At 66.0% G+C, this 22,829-nt stretch carries 17 protein-coding genes; 14 read left to right on the plus strand and 3 right to left on the minus strand.

What is annotated here, in order from left to right; all coding sequences use genetic code 11:
• The first annotated feature begins 102 nt into the window (after positions 1-102).
• The 7 genes from AC1VNX_RS13575 (at position 103) to AC1VNX_RS13605 (ending at position 7,366) form a co-directional block, all read left to right on the plus strand.
• Positions 103-561, plus strand: a complete 459-nt coding sequence (locus AC1VNX_RS13575) for an ArsR/SmtB family transcription factor (RefSeq protein WP_483157151.1) — start codon at positions 103-105, stop codon at positions 559-561.
• On the plus strand, positions 450-911 hold the full coding sequence (locus tag AC1VNX_RS13580) for an SRPBCC family protein (RefSeq protein ID WP_483157152.1): 462 nt from the start codon (positions 450-452) through the stop codon (positions 909-911). Before AC1VNX_RS13575 ends, AC1VNX_RS13580 begins: the two co-directional genes overlap by 112 nt.
• An 11-nt stretch (positions 912-922) precedes the next feature.
• On the plus strand, positions 923-2,506 hold the full coding sequence (locus tag AC1VNX_RS13585) for an MFS transporter (protein WP_483157153.1): 1,584 nt from the start codon (positions 923-925) through the stop codon (positions 2,504-2,506).
• A 47-nt stretch (positions 2,507-2,553) separates the two neighbouring features.
• Positions 2,554-2,739, plus strand: coding sequence for a hypothetical protein (locus AC1VNX_RS13590; RefSeq protein WP_483157154.1), 186 nt, complete (start codon positions 2,554-2,556; stop codon positions 2,737-2,739).
• A gap of 32 nt (positions 2,740-2,771) precedes the next feature.
• Positions 2,772-3,890 (plus strand): chorismate synthase, encoded by a 1,119-nt coding sequence (gene aroC, locus AC1VNX_RS13595; protein ID WP_483157155.1) that lies wholly within the window; start codon positions 2,772-2,774, stop codon positions 3,888-3,890.
• A gap of 17 nt (positions 3,891-3,907) precedes the next feature.
• Positions 3,908-5,086, plus strand: a complete 1,179-nt coding sequence (locus tag AC1VNX_RS13600; protein ID WP_483157156.1) for an MFS transporter — start codon at positions 3,908-3,910, stop codon at positions 5,084-5,086.
• A gap of 93 nt (positions 5,087-5,179) precedes the next feature.
• Positions 5,180-7,366 carry a LamG-like jellyroll fold domain-containing protein gene (locus AC1VNX_RS13605; protein WP_483157157.1) on the plus strand — a complete coding sequence of 729 codons (2,187 nt, stop codon included), beginning with the start codon at positions 5,180-5,182 and terminating at the stop codon, positions 7,364-7,366.
• Positions 7,367-7,419: 53 nt separating this feature from the next.
• Here the strand turns inward: AC1VNX_RS13605 and AC1VNX_RS13610 are convergent, their stop codons facing one another.
• From AC1VNX_RS13610 to aspT (AC1VNX_RS13620), 3 genes are read right to left on the minus strand one after another with little or no spacing between them, the layout of a single operon-like run.
• The gene (locus tag AC1VNX_RS13610; protein ID WP_483157158.1) at positions 7,420-9,063 is read right to left on the minus strand and encodes a bifunctional aspartate transaminase/aspartate 4-decarboxylase; all 1,644 of its coding nucleotides are present in this window, start codon (positions 9,061-9,063) and stop codon (positions 7,420-7,422) included.
• 52 nt (positions 9,064-9,115) lie between these two features.
• On the minus strand, positions 9,116-10,804 hold the full coding sequence (gene aspT, locus AC1VNX_RS13615) for an aspartate-alanine antiporter (RefSeq protein ID WP_483157159.1): 1,689 nt from the start codon (positions 10,802-10,804) through the stop codon (positions 9,116-9,118).
• 44 nt (positions 10,805-10,848) lie between these two features.
• Positions 10,849-12,543, minus strand: a complete 1,695-nt coding sequence (gene aspT, locus AC1VNX_RS13620) for an aspartate-alanine antiporter (protein ID WP_483157160.1) — start codon at positions 12,541-12,543, stop codon at positions 10,849-10,851.
• Between the two features lie 310 nt (positions 12,544-12,853).
• On the opposite strand from aspT (AC1VNX_RS13620), the gene AC1VNX_RS13625 reads away from it, so the two are divergent.
• The 7 genes from AC1VNX_RS13625 to AC1VNX_RS13655 all read left to right on the plus strand — a co-directional run bounded on the left by AC1VNX_RS13625 (position 12,854) and on the right by AC1VNX_RS13655 (position 22,808).
• Positions 12,854-15,853, plus strand: a complete 3,000-nt coding sequence (locus AC1VNX_RS13625; RefSeq protein ID WP_483157161.1) for a type VI secretion system Vgr family protein — start codon at positions 12,854-12,856, stop codon at positions 15,851-15,853.
• 61 nt (positions 15,854-15,914) lie between these two features.
• Positions 15,915-20,696 carry an RHS repeat-associated core domain-containing protein gene (locus AC1VNX_RS13630; protein ID WP_483157162.1) on the plus strand — a complete coding sequence of 1,594 codons (4,782 nt, stop codon included), beginning with the start codon at positions 15,915-15,917 and terminating at the stop codon, positions 20,694-20,696.
• A 92-nt stretch (positions 20,697-20,788) separates the two neighbouring features.
• Entirely contained in the window at positions 20,789-21,175 is a 387-nt protein-coding gene (locus AC1VNX_RS13635) for a hypothetical protein (protein WP_483157163.1), read from the plus strand.
• Positions 21,172-21,510 (plus strand): hypothetical protein, encoded by a 339-nt coding sequence (locus tag AC1VNX_RS13640; protein WP_483157164.1) that lies wholly within the window; start codon positions 21,172-21,174, stop codon positions 21,508-21,510. Before AC1VNX_RS13635 ends, AC1VNX_RS13640 begins: the two co-directional genes overlap by 4 nt.
• An 80-nt stretch (positions 21,511-21,590) precedes the next feature.
• Positions 21,591-21,845 carry a hypothetical protein gene (locus AC1VNX_RS13645; protein WP_483157165.1) on the plus strand — a complete coding sequence of 85 codons (255 nt, stop codon included), beginning with the start codon at positions 21,591-21,593 and terminating at the stop codon, positions 21,843-21,845.
• Positions 21,846-21,871: 26 nt separating this feature from the next.
• Positions 21,872-22,366, plus strand: a complete 495-nt coding sequence (locus AC1VNX_RS13650) for a pentapeptide repeat-containing protein (protein ID WP_483157166.1) — start codon at positions 21,872-21,874, stop codon at positions 22,364-22,366.
• A 46-nt stretch (positions 22,367-22,412) separates the two neighbouring features.
• The gene (locus AC1VNX_RS13655; protein ID WP_483157167.1) at positions 22,413-22,808 is read left to right on the plus strand and encodes a hypothetical protein; all 396 of its coding nucleotides are present in this window, start codon (positions 22,413-22,415) and stop codon (positions 22,806-22,808) included.
• The last annotated feature ends 21 nt before the right edge of the window (positions 22,809-22,829 follow it).

A 22,829-nucleotide genomic window follows, 5' to 3' on the forward strand; every position in this document is an offset into this window, starting at 1 on the left:
AGGGGCCTTTGCCTGTCGATGATTCAGGATGAATGGTCGCACGAAGGGGCTTTGGGGAAGCGCTGCTTGACGGGCCTGCAGGCCTTCCAGATACTCAACCGCATGGTTCAGTCAACCACCCAACCCGACGCCGACACCCTCGACGCAGTCTTCGCCGCGCTCTCCGATTCCACGCGGCGCGCCGTGCTCGAAACCCTTGGCGAGCGCAGCCTCAGCGTGACCGAACTGGCCGGGCCGCACGACATGTCCCTCACCGGCTTCATGAAGCACCTGCGCGTGCTCGAAGACGCGGGCCTGATCTCTCGCACGAAGGAGGGCCGCATCGTGCGCTGCGAGCTGTCGCCCCGGCCCATGCAGGAGGCCGCCGTGTGGTTGTCCCGCTATGAGAAGTTCTGGACCGGGCGCCTCGATGCACTGGCGCGCTTTCTCTATCACCAGGAGGAGACCGAATGGAGAACCCTTCCGCCGGCGACTCAGAGCGCCCCTCGCTCACCCTCAGGCGGCACTACCGCGTCTCGCCCGACAAAGTCTGGCGCGCGTGGACCGACCCGCAAGCGCTGAGGCTCTGGTTCGGCCCCGACGAAATCGTCTCGGTGCCGATCGCCGAAGTCGATCTGCGCGTGGGCGGCCGCTTCCGCGTCGCCATGCTTGCCAATGACGGCGAAACGCACGACGTGAGCGGCACGTATCTCGAAATCGTTCCGAACCGCAAGCTGGTCTTCAGCTGGGCCTGGCGCAGCACGCCGCAGCGCGAGTCGCGCGTCACCCTGCGCATCGAGCCCGATGCCGAGGGCTGCGAGCTGGTGCTGCTGCACGAGCAGTTCTTCGACGAAGCCGCGCGCGATGCCCACAACCATGGCTGGACCGGCGCGCTCGTCAAGTTGGAAGGCTGGCTGAGCCTCGCCGCCTGAGACCTTTCTCGATGGAACGAATGAAGAACACGCCGCCACCGGCCCGCGCCACGATGCGCGAATGGACCGGCCTTGCCGTCATAGCGCTGCCCTGCATGCTCTATTCGATGGACCTCACGGTGCTGAACCTCGCGATCCCGTCGATCAGCGAAGAGCTCAGGCCCACGGCCTCGCAGCTGCTGTGGATCGTCGACATCTACGGCTTCTTCGTGGCCGGGCTGCTGGTCACCATGGGCACGCTGGGCGATCGCATCGGCCGGCGGCGCCTGCTGCTGATCGGCGCGGCGGCATTCGGCGTCGCCTCGGTGCTCGCGGCCTTCTCGACCAGCGCCAACATGCTCATCGCCACGCGGGCGCTGCTCGGCGTGGCGGGCGCGACGCTGGCGCCGTCCACGCTCTCGCTGATCCGCAACATGTTCCTCGACCCGGCGCAGCGCACCATCGCCATCGGCGTGTGGATTTCGAGCTACTCGGCCGGTGCCGTCATCGGCCCGGTGCTGGGCGGCGTGCTGCTGCAGTTTTTTCCGTGGGGCTCGGTGTTCCTGATCGGCGTGCCGGTGATGGTGCTGCTGCTGGTGCTCGGGCCCTTGTTGCTGCCCGAATACCGCGACCCTGAGGCGGCGGGGCTCGACCTTGCCAGCGTGGCGCTCTCGCTGGGGGCGGTGCTGCCGGTGATCTACGGCGTCAAGCAGATTGCCGAGCACGGGCCGGACGTGGTGCCCTCGCTGTCGATCGCGCTGGGCCTGGCCCTGGGCTGGGTGTTCGTGCGCCGTCAGAAGCGGCTGGCCAACCCCATGATCGACCTGGGCCTGTTCCGCCTGCCGGCCTTCACCGTTTCGCTCGGCGCCTACATGCTGGCCTGCTTCGTGATGTTCGGCATCTTCCTCTACAACGCCCAGTACGTGCAGCTGGTGCTGGGCCTGTCGCCTTTGCATGCCGGCCTCTGGAGCATGCCGGGGGCCGGGGCGTTCATCGTCGGCTCCATGGTCGTTCCGGCGCTGGTGCGGCGCATGCGTCCGGCCTTCGTGATGGGCGGCGGGCTGGCGGTGGCTGCGCTGGGGTTCGGCATGCTGGCCGTGCTGCCATCGCAGGGCGGTTTGGCCTGGATGGTGGGCAGCGCGGTCGTCTCCTCGCTCGGGCTGGCACCGGTGTTCACGCTGGCGACCGACCTGGTGGTGGGCAGTGCGCCGCCGGAGCGCGCGGGCGTGGCCTCCGCGATTTCCGAGACCAGCTCGGAGTTCGGCGGTGCTTTGGGCATCGCGATCCTCGGCGCCATCGGCGCGGCCATCTACCGCGGCACCATGGCCGATGCCGTGCCCGCGGAGCTGGCGGGTACTTCGGAGGTTGAAGCCGCCCGCAGCACGCTGGGCGGAGCGGTCGCGCTGGCCGGGCAGATCGGCGGCAGTGCGGGTGTGGAACTGCTCGACGCGGGCCGCGATGCCCTGATGCGGGGCATGCGGCTCACGGCGGGCGTCTGCGCGGCAGTGCTGCTTTTCGTGGCCGGGCTGGTGGCGATCCGGCTGCGTGGGGCGGGTGGGGCAGGGCAGGCACTCCCCGTGGATTCCCCGGGTGCCGCCGCATTGCCGGAGCGCTGACGAAACCCCATACTGGGGCTTCCACGACGCGACCACCGGAGCCTTCCATGAGCAACGAACTGCGCAAGAAGCTGCACGACCTGGCCGAACTCGGCGACAAGGCCCCAGACCCGCAGACCAAGGCCCTCATCGAGGCGATCCGGCTCCAGACGGCCGTGTTGAACGAGCGGCTCTTTGCCATCGAACTGCAGGTGGCGGCCTTGTCCAAGCGCCTCGAAAACACGACCAACTGAGAGGGGAGCGCTTTGGCGGGATAATCCCCGCCATGAGCGGCAACACCTTCGGAACTCTTTTCGCGGTCACCAATTTCGGCGAGTCGCATGGCCCGGCCATCGGCTGCGTCATCGACGGATGCCCCCCGGGCATGGAACTCAGCGAGGCTGACATCCAGGGCGACCTGGACCGCCGCCGTCCCGGCACCAGCCGCCACGTCACCCAGCGCAACGAGCCCGACACCGTGCAGATCCTCTCGGGCGTGTACGAAGGCAAGACCACCGGCACACCCATCGCGCTGCTGATCCAGAACACCGACCAGCGCAGCAAGGACTACGGCCAGATCGCCCAGCAGTTCCGCCCGGGCCACGCCGACTTCACCTACTTCAAGAAATACGGCATTCGCGACCCCCGCGGCGGCGGGCGCTCCTCGGCGCGGCTGACTGCACCCATGGTCGCCGCCGGCGCGGTCGCCAAGAAGTGGCTGGCCGAGAAGTACGGCATGGTCTTTCGCGGCTGCATGACGCAGATCGGCGAGATCGCCATTCCCTTCGAGAGCTGGGACCACGTGCCCAACAACCCCTTCTTCGCCCCCATCGCCGACGTGAGTGCGCTGGAGGACTACATGGACCGCCTGCGCAAGGCGGGCGATTCGTGCGGCGCGCGCATCCGCGTGAGCGCCTCGAACGTGCCGGTGGGCCTGGGCGAGCCGCTCTTCGACAAGCTCGACGCCGAGATCGCCTACGCCATGATGGGCATCAACGCGGTGAAGGCGGTCGAGATCGGCGCAGGCTTCGACAGCGTCACCCAGCGCGGCACCACGCACGGCGACTCGATCACGCCCACAGGCTTCGTCACCAACAACGCGGGCGGCATCCTCGGCGGCATCAGCTCGGGGCAGGACCTGGAAGTGACCATCGCGATCAAGCCCACCAGCTCGATCATCAGCCCGCGCCAGTCCATCGACATCCACAACAACCCCGTCGAGGTGGTCACCAAGGGCCGCCACGACCCGTGCGTGGGCATCCGCGCCACGCCCATCGCCGAGGCGATGCTGGCGTTGGTGGTGATCGAGCACGCGCTGCGCAACCGCGCCCAGTGCGGCGATGTTTCTCAGGGCCCGCTGGGCAGCAAGACAGAAGCCGCGTCGCCGCAGGCGTCCTTCCTCTAGTGCCCGCGCCGCCACCAGTGGCCGCCGCCAAACGCGGCCACCTGCTGGCGTTCGCTGGCCTTTCGGCCAGCTATTTCGCGCACATCGGTTTCTTCAACCCCTACCTGCCGCTCTGGCTGAAGGACCTGGGGCTGCCGATCTTCACCATCAGCCTGCTGGCGTCGGTGCAGTCGATCACGCGCGTGTTCGCGCCCTATGCATGGGGCGCGCTCAGCGACCACACGGGGCAGCGCGTGAAGCTGCTGCGCTTCAGCGCGGCGGTGGCGCTGGTCAGTTCCTTCGGCTTGTGGTGGCACGGCGGGGCGTGGTGGCTTGCGCTGGTGCTGCTGGTGATGTTCACCCACACCAGCTCGATGATGTCGCTCACCGAGGCAGCGATGGCGCAGCTCGTGGCCGGCGACTGGGGGCGCTACGGGCGCATCCGGCTTTGCGGCTCGGCGGGCTTTCTGCTCACGGTGTTCGTGGCGGGCGAGTGGTTCGACCGCTTCGGCATGAAGCACTTTCCAGCATGGGCTGCGGGCACGCTGGCCATCGTGCTGATCGCTACGATGAAGCTGCCCGACGTGCGAGAGCCACCCGCTGCGCACGACGCGGTGAAGGAGCCCATCGGGCCGGTGTTGCGCAACCCCTCGGTGCAGTGGTTCTTCGCGGCACTGTTCTTCCAGGTGATGTCGCACTTCTCGGTGTACGCGTTCTTCTCGCTGTATCTCGATTCGATCGGCTACGGCAAGAGCACCATCGGGCTGCTGTGGGCGCTGTCGGTGGTGGCGGAGATCGTGTGGTTCTTCCTGCAGGGCCGGCTCATCGGCCTGATGCCGATGCCGCGATGGATGCTGGTGTGCGGCATCGCGGCCGTCGCGCGGCTCGGGCTGACCGCGGGCCTGGGCGGATGGATCGCTGCGCTCATCCTTGCGCAGTGGCTTCATGCACTGAGTTTCGCGGCGCATCACACGACCTGCATCGCGGTGGTGTCGCGGCGATTCCCTGGTCATCTGCGCGGGCGCGGGCAGGCGCTGTTTACGGTTATCGGCTATGGCTTCGGTGGCGTGCTGGGTGTTCTGCTCGGTGGCGCAGTCGCGCAGGCCTTTGGATATCGCACGATGTTTACAGCTGCGGCCTTGCTGGCGGTGCTTGGCAGTGCATGTGCGTGGCGGGTGATGAAGTTGGATCGGATGGAGCGCGCGGTCAGGGCCTGACCTGATCTCCCGGCAAAGTGTCATGGGCCTTACATGCCCACGTCACCGCGAATTTTTACGCTGCGCGCTCCGTAATCCTTTCTCCTGATTTCCATGTCCGTTTCAGACGACTCGCGCGGCGCACGCACGCCGCGCCTCCTTGCTCCTGCCGCATCGAACGCTTCCGAACAGAACAACGACAACAACACGCCGCCGCGCCGGCAGGTGCTCAAGCTCGGAGCTTCGCTTCTCACGGTCGGCAGCAGCGGAGCCTTGCTTGCGGCCTGCGGTGGTGGCGGCAGCGATGGGCCGGCCCTTGGTCCGTTCCCGGCCTCGACGCCTGCCCCGGCTCCCGCACCCGCACCTGCGGCAACGCCCGCTCCTCCGGCGGCCGCAGCCAAGATATCGAGCTTCTCGATCGCAGTGATGCCCGACACGCAGTTCTATGCGCGCTACGCCACGGTGGCCGAGAGCGACCAGTACAACAAGCGCTTCGGCAGCGCTCCCTTCGCCGCGCAGACGAAGTGGATCGCCGACAACGCCAAGGGGCTGAACATCCCGTTCACCATCCACCTCGGCGACGTGGTCGACCAGGTCGGAAAGCCCGACCAGTGGAAGGTGGCCGATGCCGCCATGAAGATCCTCGAAGACGCGAAGCTGCCCTACAGCGTGCTGGCCGGCAACCACGACGTGCTGAGGGATGTCGACTACAGCGTCGATTCAGTCGGCGGCACCGATAAGGACCGTACCCCGGCCACCGAGCCCTACATACAGTGGTTCGGCACGGAGCGAGCGAAGAAGCAGGCCACCTTCGGCGAGCGCGACACCAGCGGCTTCCACGAATACCACGTGTTCGAGGCGCAGGGCCAGAAGTTCATGGTGCTGTCGCTGTCGTGGCGCATTTCCGATGCCGGCATCGCGTGGGCCCGCCAGGTGATCAGGAAGAACCCGACGCTGCCGGTGATCCTGGTGAACCACCAGCTGCTCAACATCGCGCCCGACGGCACGAGTCCGCTCGAAACCGACTACGGCAAGATGCTGTGGGAGAAGCTGATCCGCGACAACGACCAGATCTTCATGACGCTCAACGGCCACCACCATGGCGCGGCGCACCTTTCGAAGATCAACGACTTCGGCCACAAGGTCGAGGAAATGGTGGTCGACTACCAGATGGCTTACCAGGGCGGCAACGGCCTGATGCGCCTATACGAGTTCGACCTGACCAACAAGAAGATCAAGGTGCTGTCGTTCTCGCCGTGGGTTCCGCAGAAGCCGGCGGCCACGCTCAACAGCTTCGACCAGGCGGTGCTCACCACCGCCAACGAAGCCTTCACCATCGACATGGACTTCGCGCAGCGTTTCTCGGGCTTCAACAAGAGCTTCGGCACCGGCAGTGCCACTATCGAAGGCTCGCTGGTGGACAAGGCCCGCGCGATGATCCTTGCGAACTACAAGGAGCCGGCGACGGTCGCGCAGCGGCCCGCCGCGAACTCGGACGACTACCCCAAGGTCGCGAACACGCTGGCGCACTGGCGCTTCTTCGGCGGTACGGCCAACCAGCCTGTGCTGCCCGGTGCTGTCATTGCAGACGTCACGGGCAACAACCCGCTGCACCGCGACGCGCTCAACCAGGGCGCCGTCGTGGGCGCTACCGATGGTGACATCGTGTGGACGGACGATCGCCATTACCTTTCGGCTGCTCCTGGCTCGGTGCGTTTCCTGAACACCAACAAGAACACGCCGCGCCTGAGTTATTTCCTCACCGAAGCTGCGGCGCCGATCAATGCACAGACGCTGGAGAACGGGTACACCATCGAGGCGTTCATCAAGATCGATAAAGCCTGGACCTCCGACAACAACGCCTGGATGAACATCATGACGCGCGACGGACGCAGCGGTGATCTACCCGGCTACGCGGGCGATGGCGATGCGCCGCCGATGTTGTTTGCCATTTCGAGCTTGCGTGAGGTGCAGTGGGAGGTAGTTCCGAGCCCCGCCGGGCCCAATGCAAAGACCAACTGGTCGGGCGAGGTGATTGCCGACCGCTGGATCCACATAGCAGTTGTCAACGACCCGGTGTCCTACGATACGACCATGTATGTAGAGGGCGCACCGGTGCTGCGCAACGTCACAGCGGCCAAGGGGCTGGCGACCCTCTCGGCCACTTCGCAGTGGGTCGTGGGTGGCGGTTCATGGAATCTCGTGCGGGGGGACGGCTTCTTCGGCAACATCGGCGAAGTCCGCGTCGTGGCCGCAGCGCTGACTCCGGCCCAGTGGCTCACGGCACGCAAGCCGACCTAAGCAGAGCCCCCGACCTTCCCGCTATCCGTGATGCGGGAAGGCCGGCTCGTCTCCTATTTCTTCTTGCCGGCCTTCCCCGCCTTTGCCGTCTTCTCCGCCTTCACGGCACCCTTGCCGTTCTCCTTCTCGAACATCGCAAAGTACTCCGAAGCCAGCTTCCGCAGCGACCGCCCGATGTTCGCGTAGTCGTATTCGTTGAGGTTCGCCAGCGACACCCGCCCCGACGCGTGCTTGCCGCCGAAGCCACGCCCCGGCAGCAGCACGATGCTGGTTTCCTCTGCGATGCGGAATAGGGCTTCGTTAGGCTGCAGCTTCGTCACGATCCATTTGCCAAAACGTTCGCCGTGCATCTGCGTTGCGATCTCCTGCAGGTCGAGCAGGTGGTAGTAGCTGACCGAATTGGGGTCCACTTCCAGCGGCAGGCCGAGTTCGCGGTACAGCGCTTCCTTGCGGCGAAGGACGATGCGCTTCATCGATTTCTTGTACGCCTCGGGTTCGTCCATCAGGCAGAACAGCGAGAACATCACCATCTGCGCCTGCACCGGCGTCGAGAGGCCGGCCGTGTGGTTCAGAGCCACGGTGCGGCTGTCGGCCACCAGGCGGTCGATGAACTTCAGCTTGCGCGGCTCGGTGGTGATGGAGCTGTAGCGCGCGTCCAGCTCCTTCAGCCTGGCCTCGGGCAGTTGCGCGATCTTGCGGTCGATGATGTTGTCGTCGTGCGTGGCTACCACGCCCATGCGCCAGCCTGTCGCGCCGAAGTACTTGGAGAACGAGTACACCAGGATCGTGTTGTGCGGGCAGATCGCGAAGAGCGAGCGGAAGTTGTCCGCGAAGGTGCCGTACACATCGTCCGTGAGGATGATGAGGTCGGGCCGCTGCTTCACGATGTCTGCGATGTAGCCCAGCACCTCGTCGCTGATCTTCACCGACGGCGGATTGCTCGGGTTGCACAGGAAGAATGCCTTGACCTTGGGGTCGAGCAGCTTCTGCAGTTCCTTTCTGGTGAACTGCCAGTTGTTCTCGGACGGCGCGTCGATCAGCGTCTCGATGAGCTGGTAGTCGTTCAGGTGCGGAATCTCGATGTACGGCGTGAAGATCGGCATGCCCAGCGCGATGGTGTCGCCGGCCTGCAGCAGGTGGTTCTCGCGCAGGCTGTTGAACAGGTAGGTCATGGCGGCCGTGCCGCCTTCCACCGCGTACATGTCGAAGGTGCCCACGAAGGGGTAGGTGCCGATCATCTCCTTGTGGATGTACTTACCCACGATGATCTCGCTCAGGCGCAGCATGCGGTCGGGCACCGGGTAGTTGCAGCCGAGGATGGCCTCGCACATCTCGTAGATGAAGTCGCCGGCCGACAGGCCGAGCTGGTCACGCACGTACGACACGGCCGCCTCGATGAAGCGCACGCCAGGCTCGCCCTCGTGCGACTTGGTGAAGATCTCGAAGCGCGCCTCGATGCCCTCGCGCTGCGGGAAGCCGCCCACGCCCTCCATGTAGATGTAGGAACGCTCGCTCTCGGTCATCGCGAAGAGGCCGAACTGGAAGAAGCCGTGGCGCGGCGTGGTCGCCAGGAAGTTCGGGTTGCCGCGTCCCGCGTTCAGCATCAGCCGGTCGCTCTGCCGGGCGACCTGGATGAGGGCATCCTTCAGTTCGAAGGGGCTCAAGCCGCCGAGTTTTTTCACGTCGCTGAAATCCATTGGATGCTCCTGGTTGAATGGATGGGAAAAGAAGGAAGGTCGTCTGTCGCGTTCAAACGAGCGCGACGATCAGCGGGCCGAGCAGCGTGAGGAACACGTTCGCCAGCGCATAGGTGATGGCGAAGGGCACGGTGGGAATGGAGTTCTCGGCCTTGTCGAGTACTTCGCCGAAGGCCGGGTTGGCGCTGCGCGAGCCGCTCAGCGCGCCCGCGAATATGGCCACGTTGCCGTAGCGCAGCACGTAGCGGCCGAACAGCATGGTCAGCAGCATCGGCACGATGGTCACGACCACGCCCACGCCGAAGATGGTCAGGCCCAGCTGCTTGATGGTCTGCACCGCCTGCAGGCCGGAAGACAGCCCCACCACCACCACGAAGCCCGCCAGGCCCAGGTCCTTCAACAGTTGCACCGCGCTCGGGGGCAGGGCGCCGAAGGTCTGCCGCTTCGCGCGGTACCAGCCGAAGAGCAGGCCCGAGAGCAGCGCGCCGCCTCCCGCGCCCAGCGTGAGCGGGATGCTGCCGATCTTCACGCTCAGCAGTCCGACCAGCAGCCCCACGACGAGGCCGGCGCCGAGGTAGACGAAGTCGGTTTTCGCGCTGGGCACGATCACGTCGCCGACGACGGCGGCCACGCGCTTCACGTCTTGTTCGGCACCGAAGATCGAGACCAGGTCGCCGGTCTGCACCACGGTGTCGGGCTTCATCGGCAGCACCTTGCCCATGCGGCTGATCTGCACCACGAAGATGCCGTGGCGCACGCCGCCGGCGGTGGCCTTGCGGATCTCGTTGACCGTCTTCTGGTCGAACTCCCTGTTGGTCAGAACGATCTCGCGCTTCTGCATGGTGAGCTCCATGCCGTCGACCCCGTAGACCTCCTTGCCCAGCAGCGGCGCGCTGGCCACCACCGCGTCGCGCCGGCCGACGGCGAGCACGATGTCGCCCTGCTGCAGCATGAGTTCGGGCCGCACCTCGACGAACTTGCCGTCGCGCTTCACGCGTTCGATGGTGATGGTGGTGGCCGGGTTCGCGTTCTCGATGTCGGCGATCGTGCGCTTAGGGTCGGCCACGAGCTCGTAGATGCGGCCCACCAGCGAGGGCGCGGCTTCTTCCTGGTCGGGGCCCAGCACCTTCACGCCGGCCTGCTGCGCAGTCTCGGCCGCGATGGCGTCGTCGCGGATGGTGCGGCCCATGAACTTCGGCAGGATGTTGACGCACACGATGATCGCGCCGAAGGAACCGAACACGTAAGTCACCGCATAGCCGATGGCCACGTTGGCCTGCAGCCGCGCTGTCTCGGCGGCATCGAGACCGAGCTTGCCGATGGCGTCGCCCGCCGTGCCGATGATGGCCGACTGCGTGAGCCCGCCCGCCGCCACGCCCGCGGCCAGGCCCTTGTCGAGCTCGCACAGCTTGGCCATGACCACTACCGTGGCAAGGCCGGTGGCCGCCATCACCGCGGCCAGGATGATCTCCTTCACCGACTGCCTGCCGAGCGAACTGAAGAACTGCGGCCCGCTCTCGAAGCCCACCGCGTAGATGAAGAGCGCGAAGAGCACGGCCTTCACGCCCGCGTCCACCTGCACGCCGACCTGGCTCACCACCACCGCCACCAGCAGCGAGCCCGCCACGCCGCCGAGCTGGAACTTGCCGAACTTGATCTTGCCGATCCAGTAGCCGACCGCCAGCGAGAGAAAGAGCGCCATCTCCGGCGACTTCTTGAAGAGTTCGTGCAGCCATTCCATGAGTCAGGGTCCTTTCGGTTTGCCGATGTCTTTCTCGTCCAGGCTCATTTCGCCGCGTGCGCCACCAGCCCGGCCAATGCCACGATGAGCGGGCCCATCAGCGGCAGCACCACGTTCGAAATTGCATAGGTGATCGTGTAGCCCAACAGCGGCGTCGCGTTGCCGGCGGCGTTCTGCACCGCGCTGAGCGCGGGCGTGCTGCACTGCTGGCCCGCGATGGCGCCCAGCAGCACAGGGGCCTCGAGCTTGAGCAGCCGGTGTCCGACGAACAGCGAGATGCTGGCCGGCACCACCGCGACGGCCACGCCGACCAGCGGCAAGGCAACGCCGAACTTCTTGACGAGCGCCAGCGCCTGTGGCCCCGAGGCGAGACCCACGCAGGCGATGAACGTGGCCAGGCCCAGGTCCTTCATCAGCGCCAGCGCTTCGGGTGGCACGCTCAGCCGGTGCGGGTTCTTCGACTGGTACCAGCCGAAGACCAGGCCTGTGAGCAGCGCGCCGCCGCCCGTGCCCAGCGAGAACGGAATGCCGCCGAGCTTGACGCTGAAGCCGCCGATGAACACTCCCAGCAGGATGCCCATGGCCGCGTAGCTGATGTTGCTGTGCGTGGATTCGACGACGCGGTCGCCGATCAGCGGCAGAGCCCGGGCCACGTCGAGCACCGGCCCGTAGAGCTTGAGCACGTCGCCGCGCTGCAGCTTCACGTCGTGCAGCAGCGGCATGGCGTTGCCGTCGCGGGTCAGGCCGACGATCTGCACGCCCGGTGGTAGCGGTGCGTGCTGCAGCTCGTGCAGTTCACGGTCGAACCATTCGCGCTGGTTGACCACGACTTCTGTGGTTTCGACGACGGCATCGAAGGCCGTGGTGTTGGCGAACTCGCGGCCCAGCAACTCGGCCACGTTCACCAGCACGCTGCGCCGTCCGATGGCGAGCACCTGGTCGAAGGGCTGCAGGCGCAGCGTCGGATCGACGGCCAGGCTCTGCCCGCGCCGGACCACGCGCTCGATGCTGGCGCGGCCGCCGAAGATCGAGGTCAGCTCGCCGACGGTGCGGCCTCGGCCCACGGTGACCAGGAACACGCGGCCGATCATCTCGGGCGTGGCGCTGGCGGCGTCGGGATCGGCATCGCCGCCTCCCATCGTCTTCCAGAGGCGGTCGGCCTCGGCGCGCAGGTCCACGCGCAACAGCAGCGGAAAGACCTGGCTCGTGACCACCACGATCGCGATCAGCCCGAACACGTAGGTGATGGAGTAGGCCGTGACCACGTTGGCCTGCAGCTGCCGGATGTCCGCGAGCGACAGCGCGAGCTTGGAGATGGCGTCGGTTGCGGTGCCGACCACGGCCGATTCGGTGGCCGCGCCCGCCATCAGGCCCGCGGCGGTGCCCTGGTCGAGCGAGAGGAAGAAGGTGGCGCCGAGCACCAGCACGAGTACCGTCACGACCTCGACCAGGCACAGGAGCCCGATCCGCAGCCCCTTGGCATCGAGATTGGCAAAGAACTGCGGCCCGCCCGCATAGCCGAGCGCGAAGATGAAAAGCATGAAGAACACGTTCTTCACGCTGTCGTCGACATGAATACCGAGCTGGCCGACGACGAGGGCGGCAATCAATGTGCCGCAGATGCCACCGAGCTGAATAGGGCCGAAACGGATCTGGCCGACCGCATAGCCAATGGCGAGCACGAGGAATAGCGCTATTTCGGGCTGGCTTCTGAGTATTTCGACCAGATCGCCAATCACGATCAAACCCTTTGCCCGGAATGTGCTAGCAGACGGGGCATGGCCTCAATTGCCCGATGGCTGTTTCGGGCTTCGTAATTCATTCGAATCTCGCCGGTGTGACTTTGGAAACTGGCAGCCACGGATTGCGAACTTTATGTTGATTTGGCGAATCGTCTATTTTTCGCATTGGTTCTTACGATAAATCAACACTTAGAATAATTGTGAAAATATGCATCGGGGAGGTGAGCATGCAGCTCAATTTGCAAACAATATTCTTATCAATTGAATTTCAATTAGGCGATTTGTCTTATCTGCAAGCCGAGGCGCAATGACCCGGCGCGTCAATATCGAGACGCCGGCAGGCGAGGCACTGCAATTCCGCCAGCTGGTAGGCCGGGAGGCTCTGAGCCAGCTGTACGCCTTCGACGTCGAACTGCTGGGCAACAGCAACGCCATCGACCCCAAGAGCTTGCTGGGCAAGGCCTGCAACGTGTCGGTGGAGACCGAAGGCGGCGTGCGCTACCTGGGCGGCATCGCCACCCGGTTCGGCCTGCAGCAGGAGGACGCGCGCCACTCCTTCTACCGCCTGCGCCTGCGCCCCTGGCTTTGGCTGGCCACGCGGCGCAGCGACTTCCGCATCTTCCAGGGCAAGAGCGTTCCCGAGATCGTCATGGAAGTGCTCGGGCGCTACGGCCACCCCATCGAACAGAAGCTCAGCCGAGGCGACTACCGGCGCTGGGACTACTGCGTGCAGTATCACGAGAGCGACTTCGACTTCGTCTCGCGCCTGTGCGAACTCGAAGGCATCTACTACCACTTCAGGCACGAGGCCAGCCAGCACGTGCTGGTGTTCGCCGACGACATCGTCAACTCCCACAGCCCGCTGCCCGGCGGCGAGGAGGTGCGCTACCACCCGCTGGAGAAGTCCGGCATGGGACAGCGCGAGCGCATCTACGCATGGGAGATCGCCGAGGAGGTGCGCTCGGGCCATCACTACAACGACGACTACGACTTCGAGAAGCCCAAGGCCGAGCTCTCGCACCTGCGGCAGATGCCGCCCGGACATGACCACGACGCCTACGAGCAGTACGAATGGCCCGGCGGCTTCGTGCAGCATGGCGACGGCGAAACTTACGCGCGCCTGCGCAGCGAAGAGCAGCTCAGCCAGCGCAACCGCGTCACCGGCCGTGCCAACCTGCGCGAGCTGGCCACCGGCCACACCCTGCGCCTGACGGGCCACCCCAAGGCCGACCAGAACCAGCAGTACCTGCTCGTGGGCGTGAGCTACCACCTGCAGGAGAACCTGCAGGCCAGCGAAGGCGTGGAGGGCACCGAGGGCTCCGTGCAGCGCTTCGCCTTCGAGGCCCAGCCCACCAGCTACGCATGGCGCGCGCCGCGTACCACTGCCAAGCCGCGCACGCGCGGCCCGCAGACCGCCATGGTCGTGGGCCCGGCGGGCGAAGAGATATGGACCGACCAGTACGGTCGCATCAAGGTGCAGTTCCACTGGGACCGCATCGGCCAGGACAACGAGAACTCCAGCTGCTGGGTGCGCGTGTCCACCGCGTGGGCCGGCGCCACCTTCGGCATGACCAGCGTGCCGCGCATCGGCATGGAGGTGATCGTCGACTTCCTCAACGGCGACCCCGACTACCCCATCGTCACCGGTTGCGTGCACAACGCAGACACCATGCCATCGTGGGAGTTGCCCGGGCAGAAGCACCTGTCGGGCATCCGCAGCAGGGAGCTTGGAGGCGGGCGCGGCAACCACCTCGTGCTGGACGACACGCAGGGCAAGATCCAGGCGCAGTTGCGCAGCGACCACCAGTCCAGCCAGCTGAGCGTGGGACACATCGGGCGGATCGAGGACACGGCGGGGCGCAAGGAGTCGCGCGGGCAGGGCTTCGAGCTTCGTACCGATGGGCACGGGGTGCTGCGTTCAGGCAAGGGCTTGCTGGTGACGACCGAGGCCCGGCCGAATGCGCAGGCGCACGCCACCGACATGGGCGAGACGGTGGGCCGTCTCACGCAGGCCCGCGATCTGCACGAAGGCCTGAGCGGACTGGCGCAGGGCGCGCAGGCCCATGAAGCTGGCGACCAGGACGAAGTCGCCACGAGCATCAAGGAGCAGAACGACGCCATCAAGGGCCAGGGCGGCAATCGCGAGCAGGGCGATTTCCCCGAGTTCCAGGAGTCGCACCTGACACTGGCCAGCGCCAAGGGCCTGCAGACCGTGGCGCAGGGCTCGACGCACATCGTGAGCAACGAGCACAGCGCGCTCACCAGCGGCGGCCACACGAGCGTGAGCGCGGGCAAGAGCATGCTGGTGAGCGTGCAGAGCGCGATCCGCATGTTCGCCGCCAAGGCCGGCATGCGGCTGGTGGCGGCAGGTGCGGACATCGACATCAAGGCGCTGAAGGACAGCGTCAACGTGCTGGCCAAGCTCAACATCACGCAGACGGCCAACAAGATCACCATCCAGGCGAAGGAAGAGGTGGTGATCAACGGTGGCTCGAGCTACAGCCGCTGGAGCTCGGGCGGCATCGAGCACGGCACCTCCGGCACCTGGCGCGAGCACGCCGCGGTGCACAGCCTCGTAGGGCCCGCCAACGATGGCAAGCCCGCGCTGCCCAATCCGCCGCAGGTGCCGAAGGGGCAGCTCGACCTGTATCACCAGTACATCAAGCCGAGCGGCGAAAAGCGGCAGGGCGTGGCGCAAGGCGACTTCACCGTGGTCGACTCCGAAGGCGGCACGCATGCCGGCACCTTCGACCGCAACGGCTTCGCGACGGTTTCGGGCCTGCCCATCGGCACTGCCAAGGTCACGTTCGGCAAGGACCCTCGCGACCCCTGGGAAGAGGGCAGCTACTACGGCACGCCCGAGGACTGGAAGGCGAAGGGCGCGACGGGCGCCGCGGCCAACGGAGCAGGCGGCGGGGTGTCCGGAATCTCGGGTCTGATGGGCGGCGTTGCCGGCTTGACCGGTTCGGCGGGTGGCGCCGCAGGCGCCCTCGCGGGTGTAGCAGGCATGGGCAGCAAGGCCGCGAGCGCATTGAACCAGGTCACCCAGGCCGCAGGCGTCACGCAGCAGGCCGTGGGCGCGGCCCAGGCGCTCCAGCAGGGCGGCGCCAAGGCGCTTCTGGGTCAGGCAAGCCAGGCTGCAACCGGCATGGCGATCCAGGCAGCCGGTGCCAAGCTCGGGCCGATGGGCGTACCCATCACCGGCGTGATGAGCGGCATGGCTTCGGGCGCCATGAAGCCACCCGGCATCGTGACGGCGGTTGCAAACCCGGTGTCGACAGGCCGAACGCCAGGCTTCGCGGGCTGACCCTGCGCGGCGTCCCTGACTTCACCAACCTGAGGCGAGAGTTCGGAGAGAACAAGAAAAAATGGCAGAACAGGACGCGGCATCGAAGCCGCAGGCAACCGAGCGCGAACCACAGACGGCGGTAGCGCCGCTGAACACGATCGTGAAGGAGGACATCGCCGCAGCCAGCAAGGCAGTGGACGACTGGCTTCGCTCGTTCAGTGGCGGCTACGTGACGCTGGAGCGGCTGACGATGGTGCTGGGCAGCATCCCGATAGTTGGCAACATCATGGCGCTGGTGGATGTGTTCCTGGACATCATCAACATCGTCGAGAAGAAGGCCAAGGACGGCGTCGACGCGTTTTTGAACTGGGTGAGCCTGGGCATCAACCTGATCGGGCTGATCCCGATTCCGCCGAGCATGGCTGCCGCACGGATGAGCCTGCGCCCGACGCTGCACCTGGTGAAGCAGGAGCTGAAGTCGGCAGCCTCGAATCTGGGGGAAGCCATTGTCACGACGCTGGTGGGGCACCTGAACGCCACCATCATGGGAGAGCTGGACACGTTCATCGACGGAGCCATCGCCAAGCTCGATGGCATCCTGAAGAGCTGCGCGGATCTTGCGGACAAGATCATCGACAACCTGGTGGATATCCTGCGTCGGGTGCTGGGGCAGAAGGACCTGTTCACGGTGGGCACCCCAGCATCACCAGAAACGAAGGTGCACGACCCGAAGACGCAGAGCACGTGGAGCCGGATGTGGGGTGCTGCGGTGCGCTATTCGAAGCAGTCGGCGAACTATGTGGCCAAGGCGGCGGCGAGCCAGTTGCCGGATGGGGTTGCGAGCAAGGTCAATGGCGTGATCACGCAGATGCTGGACTTCAAGCGGCTGCTGAGGGGGCAGCTGTCGAGGCTGGCGGACAAGGAGGCGCAGGCCAGCATCATGTGGCTGCTGCACAAGCTGCGGGATGCGTTGCTGAAGAAGAAAGGCAGGCATTCGGCTATCGTCCCGCCTCAAGCGGGCGCGGTGGCCCAGAAGGACAAGCCCGGTGACCAACTCGGGCATATCAGCAAGCAGGCGCCGGCCAACGGGCGGGGATGCAGTCTCAAGAATCGACCCGCACCTGCGCGCAAGGGCGGCTCCATCAGCCTCTCACTGGGTGACGAGAGCTTCACCCACACCGACTTCGTTCTCGCAGCGCCGCTGCCGATCGAATGGGCGCGCACCTACGCCAGCGACCTGGATTCCTTCGACCGGGGCAGCCTCGGAGCACGCTGGATCACCCCCTACAGCATGCGCGTGGACATCGCCACGCCGACACGCGGCGCACGCCAGGGGCAGGCCAGCCTCGTCTACCACGCGGCCGACGGCCGCAGCCATGCCTACCCCGTGCTGGCCGTGGGCCAGGTCTACTTCGACCCGATCGAGGAAGTCCGCGTCTCGCGCCTGAGCGAGAGCCTGCTGGTGCTGGACTTCGGCAAACCCCTGCCCGAAGGCGAGCCCAGCGATTGGCGCGAGATCTACGAGTACGTCGACAGCAGGCAGCCCCACTTCAGGCTCGTCGCGCAGCAGGGCAGGGACGGCATGTCCATCGGCCTGCGCTACGACCACGTCATTGCAGCGACGGGCGAGCGCGTGCTCAGCGACGTCATCAGCAAGCACGGCGAGGCCGTCATGGCGCATGTAGGCACGAAGCCTGATGCGCAGACCGGGCTCATCCAGTCGCTGTGGGAGCTCAAGGACGGCCAGGTCGTGCGCCAACTGGCCAACTACACCCACGACGGCGAGCGCGACCTCGTCGCCGCGCAGGACGAAGACGGCGCCAGCTGGAGCTACACCTACAGCCACCACCTCGTGACCCGCTACACCGACCGCACCGGCCGGGGCATGAACCTCGAGTACGACGGCACCGGCCCCGATGCCAAGGCCGTGCGCGAGTGGTCCGACGACGGCAGCTTCGCGCTGAAGCTGGAGTGGGACCGCAACATCCGCCTGACCTACGTGACCGATGCGCTGGGCGGGGAGACCTGGCACTACTACGACATCCAGGGCTACACCTACCGCATCATCCATCCGGACGGGCTGCAGGAATGGTTCTTCCGCGACGACGCGAAGAACATCACGCGCCACGTGCACACCGACGGCACGACCGACGACTACACCTACGACGCCGACGGCAACCTGCAGACGCACACGCGTGCCGATGGAAGCCGGGTGCACTACGAGTACGACAGGCTGCACCGGCTCACGGGCATCCGTGACGGGGAGGGCGGCGCGTGGAAGCGCGACTACGACGCGCAGGGCCATCTCACGGAAGAGATCGATCCGCTGGGGCACAAGACCGAGTACGCGTACGACAAGGCCGGCAGGCCAGTACGAATCACCGATGCCAAGGGCGGCACGAAGCTGATGAGCTTCACGCCTCGCGGCCGGCTCGCGAGCCTCACGGACTGCTCGGGCAAGACCAGCCGCTGGACATACGACGAGCGCGGCCGGCTCGCCACGGCTGTGGACCCTGCAGGCAACGTCACGCGCCATCTCTACAGCCTTCCGGAAGAAGACGCGGCGCTGCGTGCCGAAGGCAGCCTGCCGGGCCGGATCCACGAGATCGTCCTGGCCGACGGGACGCGCGAGCAGGCCCTGCACGACCCCGAGGGGCGCTTGCTCGCGCACGTCGATGGGCTCGGGCGCCGCACGCGCTACAGCTACAGCCGCGCAGGACTGATCTCGGGGCGCACCGATGCCGAGGGGCATTCGCTCAGGTACCAGTGGGACCTGCTGGGCCGTCTCATCGAATTGCGCAACGAGAACGGCAGCCGCCACAGCCTGCGCTATGACTCTGTGGGTCGGCTGCTTGACAAGACCGACTTCGCTCACCGGACCACGCGGTACCGCTACGAAGAAGGCACCGGCCGGCTCGTCGAGGTTGCGGCGGGCGGACGGGTAGTGCAACTGCAGGCCGATGCGATGGGCAGGATGACGCAGCGATCCGCGGGCAGCCAGGTCGAGCACTTCGCCTTCGACCGCAACGGACGCATGGTCGAGGCGTCCAACAGCGACGCGCGCCTGCAGTGGTTCTACGACCCGGCCGGTAACCTGACGCGAGAGCACCAGCACGATCTGCAGGTCGGTCGCACGGCGATATGGCAGCACCGCTACGACGCGCTCAACCAGCGCGTCGCCACGATCCGCCCCGACGGCCACACGACCCAGTGGCTCACCTACGGTTCGGGCCACGTGCACGGCCTGTTGCTGGACGGGCACGACATCGTCGGCTTCGAGCGCGACGACCTGCATCGCGAAGTGCTGCGCGAGCAGCGCAACGGCCTGACCCAGAAGCTGCGTTACGACAACGCAGGGAGGCGGCTGGAGCAGCAGGTCGTGCCGGGCCAGGCGAGCGCACCCGGCGCGCTGCAGCTGCAGCTGCAGCGCACCTACGGCTACGACAAGTCAGGGCAGCTGATCGCCATCGGCGACAGCCGTCATGGCAACCTCGACTACCGCTACGACCCCGTCGGCCGGCTCGTCGAGGCCAACGGCCGGCTCGGACGCGAGACCTTCGCCTTCGACCCCGCGGGCAACATCGTCGATCCCGACAGCACGGCCGGCGGCAGCCGGGCTCCCGTCTCCCCCTTGCTCGACAACCTGCTCAGGGCCTATGCCGGCGTGCGCTACCGGTACGATGAGCACGGCAACATGGTCGAGCGCGTGTGCAATGGCCGGGCGACCACCTTCGCCTGGGACGGTTTCGGCCGGCTGAGCTCCGCCACGGACGAAGACGGCACGCAAACCTCATTCGCCTACGACCCGCTGGGCCGCCGCATCTCGAAACGCTCGCGAGACAGCATCACCCGATTCGGTTGGGATGGCGACACGCTCGCCTTCGAGAGCACGCAGAGCCTCGCCGCGGAGCAGGAAGACGACGGACGCGGCTGGAGCGTGCACTATGTCCACGAGCCGCGCTCCTTCGCTCCGCTGGTTCAACTGCGCCAGGCGCATGCGATCGTGCCGGGCAGGACGCCCGACGTGCGAGAGCTCATGGCCGCCAACGGCGGCGCCTACGATATCGAGCAAGATCCGCTGTGGAACGGAGAACTCCAGCCCGGACAGCGCAGCTTCGAAGACGACGAGGTCGCCTTCTACCAGTGCGACCACCTCGGCACGCCGCGGGACCTGACCGATCACGAGGGCCGCGTCGCCTGGTCGGCCCAGTACAAGGCCTGGGGCGAGGCGCGCGAAGTCATCAGCGAAGCGGGGCGACGTGCCGGCCTCTCGAACCCGATCCGGTTTCAGGGGCAGTACTTCGACGCAGAGACAGGGCTGCACTACAACCGCTACCGCTACTACGATCCGGCGAGCGGCCGGTATGTCTCGCCCGACCCGCTGGGGCTTGCGGGCGGCCTCAACCTGTACGCATACGTCGGCGGCAACCCCGTTCGCGGCATCGACCCGCTGGGGCTGGTCGACATCAACCTGTTCCCGCACAACGAGGCGATCCGCCAGTCGGCCGACAACATCCCAAGCCCGCCCGGCACGTTCACGGTCGGCTCCCATGGCAACCCGAGCATCATGACCGACACCGCGCTCAGGGGCGTCACCCCTGCACAGATGGCAGAGCGGATCAAGGCGCACCCGTCCTATACGGAAGGCCAGAAGGTGCAGCTGATGTCGTGCGAGACCGGCAAGGGCACCGACCCCTACGCCCAGAAGCTGGCCAACGAGCTCAATGCGCCTGTCGTGGCGCCCGACAAGCTCCTGTGGATCTGGCCCCACGGCGCCTACAAGCCTGCCGGCCAGAAGGCCGACGGCACCATGGACACCGCAGATCCCGGCGTCTGGCATACCTTCAACCCCAAGTCATGAAGAACATCGATCTCAGGTTCGGCGCAAAGCTGGCAGTGCTTCTTCCTCTTCTTCTGAACCTCTCAGTCTCTTACGCAACGGAGAACCAAGCCATGGACAAGCCCGACGCCGCACCAGCCTCTTCTTCTTCTTCGCCCATCTCGGGTGCCCAGTCCTATTCACTGACAGATGTGCAGCGAGCCGAACTGGTCACGAAGGCCGAGGCCGGCGACGCCGAGGCTGCGTTCCGTCTCTCGCTGTACTACACCTTCGCGTCTTCTGACGAGGCTCAGCGCACCCGCTGGCTGACGGTCGCGGCCAAGGCCGGGCACGTGGTCGCTCAGCACAACCTGGCCTACGACCTCTACATGAGCGGCAAGGACCTCGCCGAAGCCGCGCATTGGGCAGCGGAGTCGTCGAAGAGCGGCAATGCGGAGGCAGGCGATCTGCTCAAGGAAATCGAAGCGGCCCGCGCGAAGGCCCGGGGCTCGCGTCCGTGAGCGACGGCCTCGATGGTTCGGCCGCGCCGCTCTTCGAGATCGAGTCGCCGGATCGGCTGCTGCTCAACACCCCGGTGGTGATCGCATTGGGCAACGCTTTCAGGCTGTTCGAGAAGACCGGGCAAGACCTGAATAACTTCGACGTCCGCATTGCCGAAAGGCGGAAAGAGAACGGCGAGGACGAAGACGGTGTCGACACCATCGGCATCGCCTTCTCTGCCAAGCTGCCGCCCAGGCAGAAGGGACTTGGCAACGCCAGCAGGTTGGGGCGGTCGATCATGTACATCGCCTCGAGGACCACGGGCGAAATGCTTCGGGAGCAAGGAAGCAGGTAGTGGTCCCGACGCTGGGACTGTTTCAAAAGACGCCGCGGCCGACTGAGTCTGCGGCTTTCAATTTTGCGAGGGAGAAAAGAATGAACGAAATCATCGAAGTCGATGGCCTGGTGGCACAGGCGATTGCAGTGGCCTGGGAGGACGGGCGGTCTTCTGGCCTGCGATTCGAGAACTACAAGCTCGTGTTGGTCGATGCATCCGACGGATACAGGGTTACGTGGGAAGCGTCGAACAAGCCGCAGGGTCATCGCGGTGCTCTGCCCGGCCTGGCTGAGCCGCAACTGCTGATCGACAAGTTCAGCGGCCGAGTCCTTCAGAAGCATCTGTCTCGCTGAAGAGATAGCGAACCGAGGGGCATCGAGTGTCTTCCCAGATCATCATCCTCGCCCACGACATGTGGCGCAAAGGCGCAGGCGGTGCTCCCGCCGGGCTCGTCGGCCAGGCCGACAGCTTCGCCTATGCGGGGCTCGACCTGGGCCTTGCCCAGTTCGCCGCTACGACCTTCGCAGGTACGAGCTTCACCGCCACCAGCTTCAAGCAGGCGGGCTGGAGCGGCTGCCAGTTCACGGGCTGCAGCTTCACCCAGTGCGACTTCAGCGGCATCTCGATCACCGGCTGCACGTTCATCAACTGCAGCTTCACGCGCGCGAACTTCGATGGCGCGAGCATCGGAAGCAGCACGTTCCGCCAGTGCCAGTGGGACGACATCAGCTTCGCTGGCGGCAGCTGGAACGACGTCGGCGTGCTGGACTGCAGCGGCACCGTGGTGCATGCGCAGGGGCTGCAGGGACGCAGCGTGGACTTCACCGGCAGCACCTTCGAGCAGCTCGAGTTCCAGGGCGCCAACATCAACTGAGCCCTGAGGGGCAACCACATCCCATCAATTCATCGATTCCATGTTCATGAAAAACATCAAGACCGTATTCGTCGCCGCTGCTTTCCTCGGCGCTGCTTCCTTGTGTGCCGCGCAAGCCGAGATGAAAACCACGCTGACCAAGCTTCACCAGAGCTACGAGAAACAGGGCCGCCGTGCGCTTGGCATGCCCGAATACGGCAAGCGCGTGCAGTTCCCGGCGGTGGTTGTCGAGGCATCCGATTCCTTCGGTGGTACGTCGCTGATCCGCGCTGCCGATGTGCGAGGCAGCCAGGAGCTGGCGCGCCTGACCCCGGCGGACGATGCACAGAACCAGAAGATGGGTGAGATGCGCAGCGGTGCGAAGTTCATCGCGAGCTGCGAGGTCGGCTTCGCGATGGGGTCGGCGTTTCTCACGATGAAGGACTGCGTGATCCGGCCCTGAAGAGCACGGATTCACAGCACA

The organism is Variovorax sp. TLI9-5A (genome assembly GCF_056867935.1).

Coding starts and splice junctions, on each gene's coding strand:
- AC1VNX_RS13575 (WP_483157151.1), top strand. CDS start 103: ATGGTTCAGTCAACCACCCAACCCGACGCCGACACCCTCGACGCAGTC.
- AC1VNX_RS13580 (WP_483157152.1), top strand. CDS start 450: ATGGAGAACCCTTCCGCCGGCGACTCAGAGCGCCCCTCGCTCACCCTC.
- AC1VNX_RS13585 (WP_483157153.1), top strand. CDS start 923: ATGGAACGAATGAAGAACACGCCGCCACCGGCCCGCGCCACGATGCGC.
- AC1VNX_RS13590 (WP_483157154.1), top strand. CDS start 2,554: ATGAGCAACGAACTGCGCAAGAAGCTGCACGACCTGGCCGAACTCGGC.
- aroC (WP_483157155.1), top strand. CDS start 2,772: ATGAGCGGCAACACCTTCGGAACTCTTTTCGCGGTCACCAATTTCGGC.
- AC1VNX_RS13605 (WP_483157157.1), top strand. CDS start 5,180: ATGTCCGTTTCAGACGACTCGCGCGGCGCACGCACGCCGCGCCTCCTT.
- AC1VNX_RS13610 (WP_483157158.1), bottom strand. CDS start 9,063: ATGGATTTCAGCGACGTGAAAAAACTCGGCGGCTTGAGCCCCTTCGAA.
- aspT (WP_483157159.1), bottom strand. CDS start 10,804: ATGGAATGGCTGCACGAACTCTTCAAGAAGTCGCCGGAGATGGCGCTC.
- AC1VNX_RS13625 (WP_483157161.1), top strand. CDS start 12,854: ATGACCCGGCGCGTCAATATCGAGACGCCGGCAGGCGAGGCACTGCAA.
- AC1VNX_RS13630 (WP_483157162.1), top strand. CDS start 15,915: ATGGCAGAACAGGACGCGGCATCGAAGCCGCAGGCAACCGAGCGCGAA.
- AC1VNX_RS13635 (WP_483157163.1), top strand. CDS start 20,789: ATGGACAAGCCCGACGCCGCACCAGCCTCTTCTTCTTCTTCGCCCATC.
- AC1VNX_RS13645 (WP_483157165.1), top strand. CDS start 21,591: ATGAACGAAATCATCGAAGTCGATGGCCTGGTGGCACAGGCGATTGCA.
- AC1VNX_RS13655 (WP_483157167.1), top strand. CDS start 22,413: ATGAAAAACATCAAGACCGTATTCGTCGCCGCTGCTTTCCTCGGCGCT.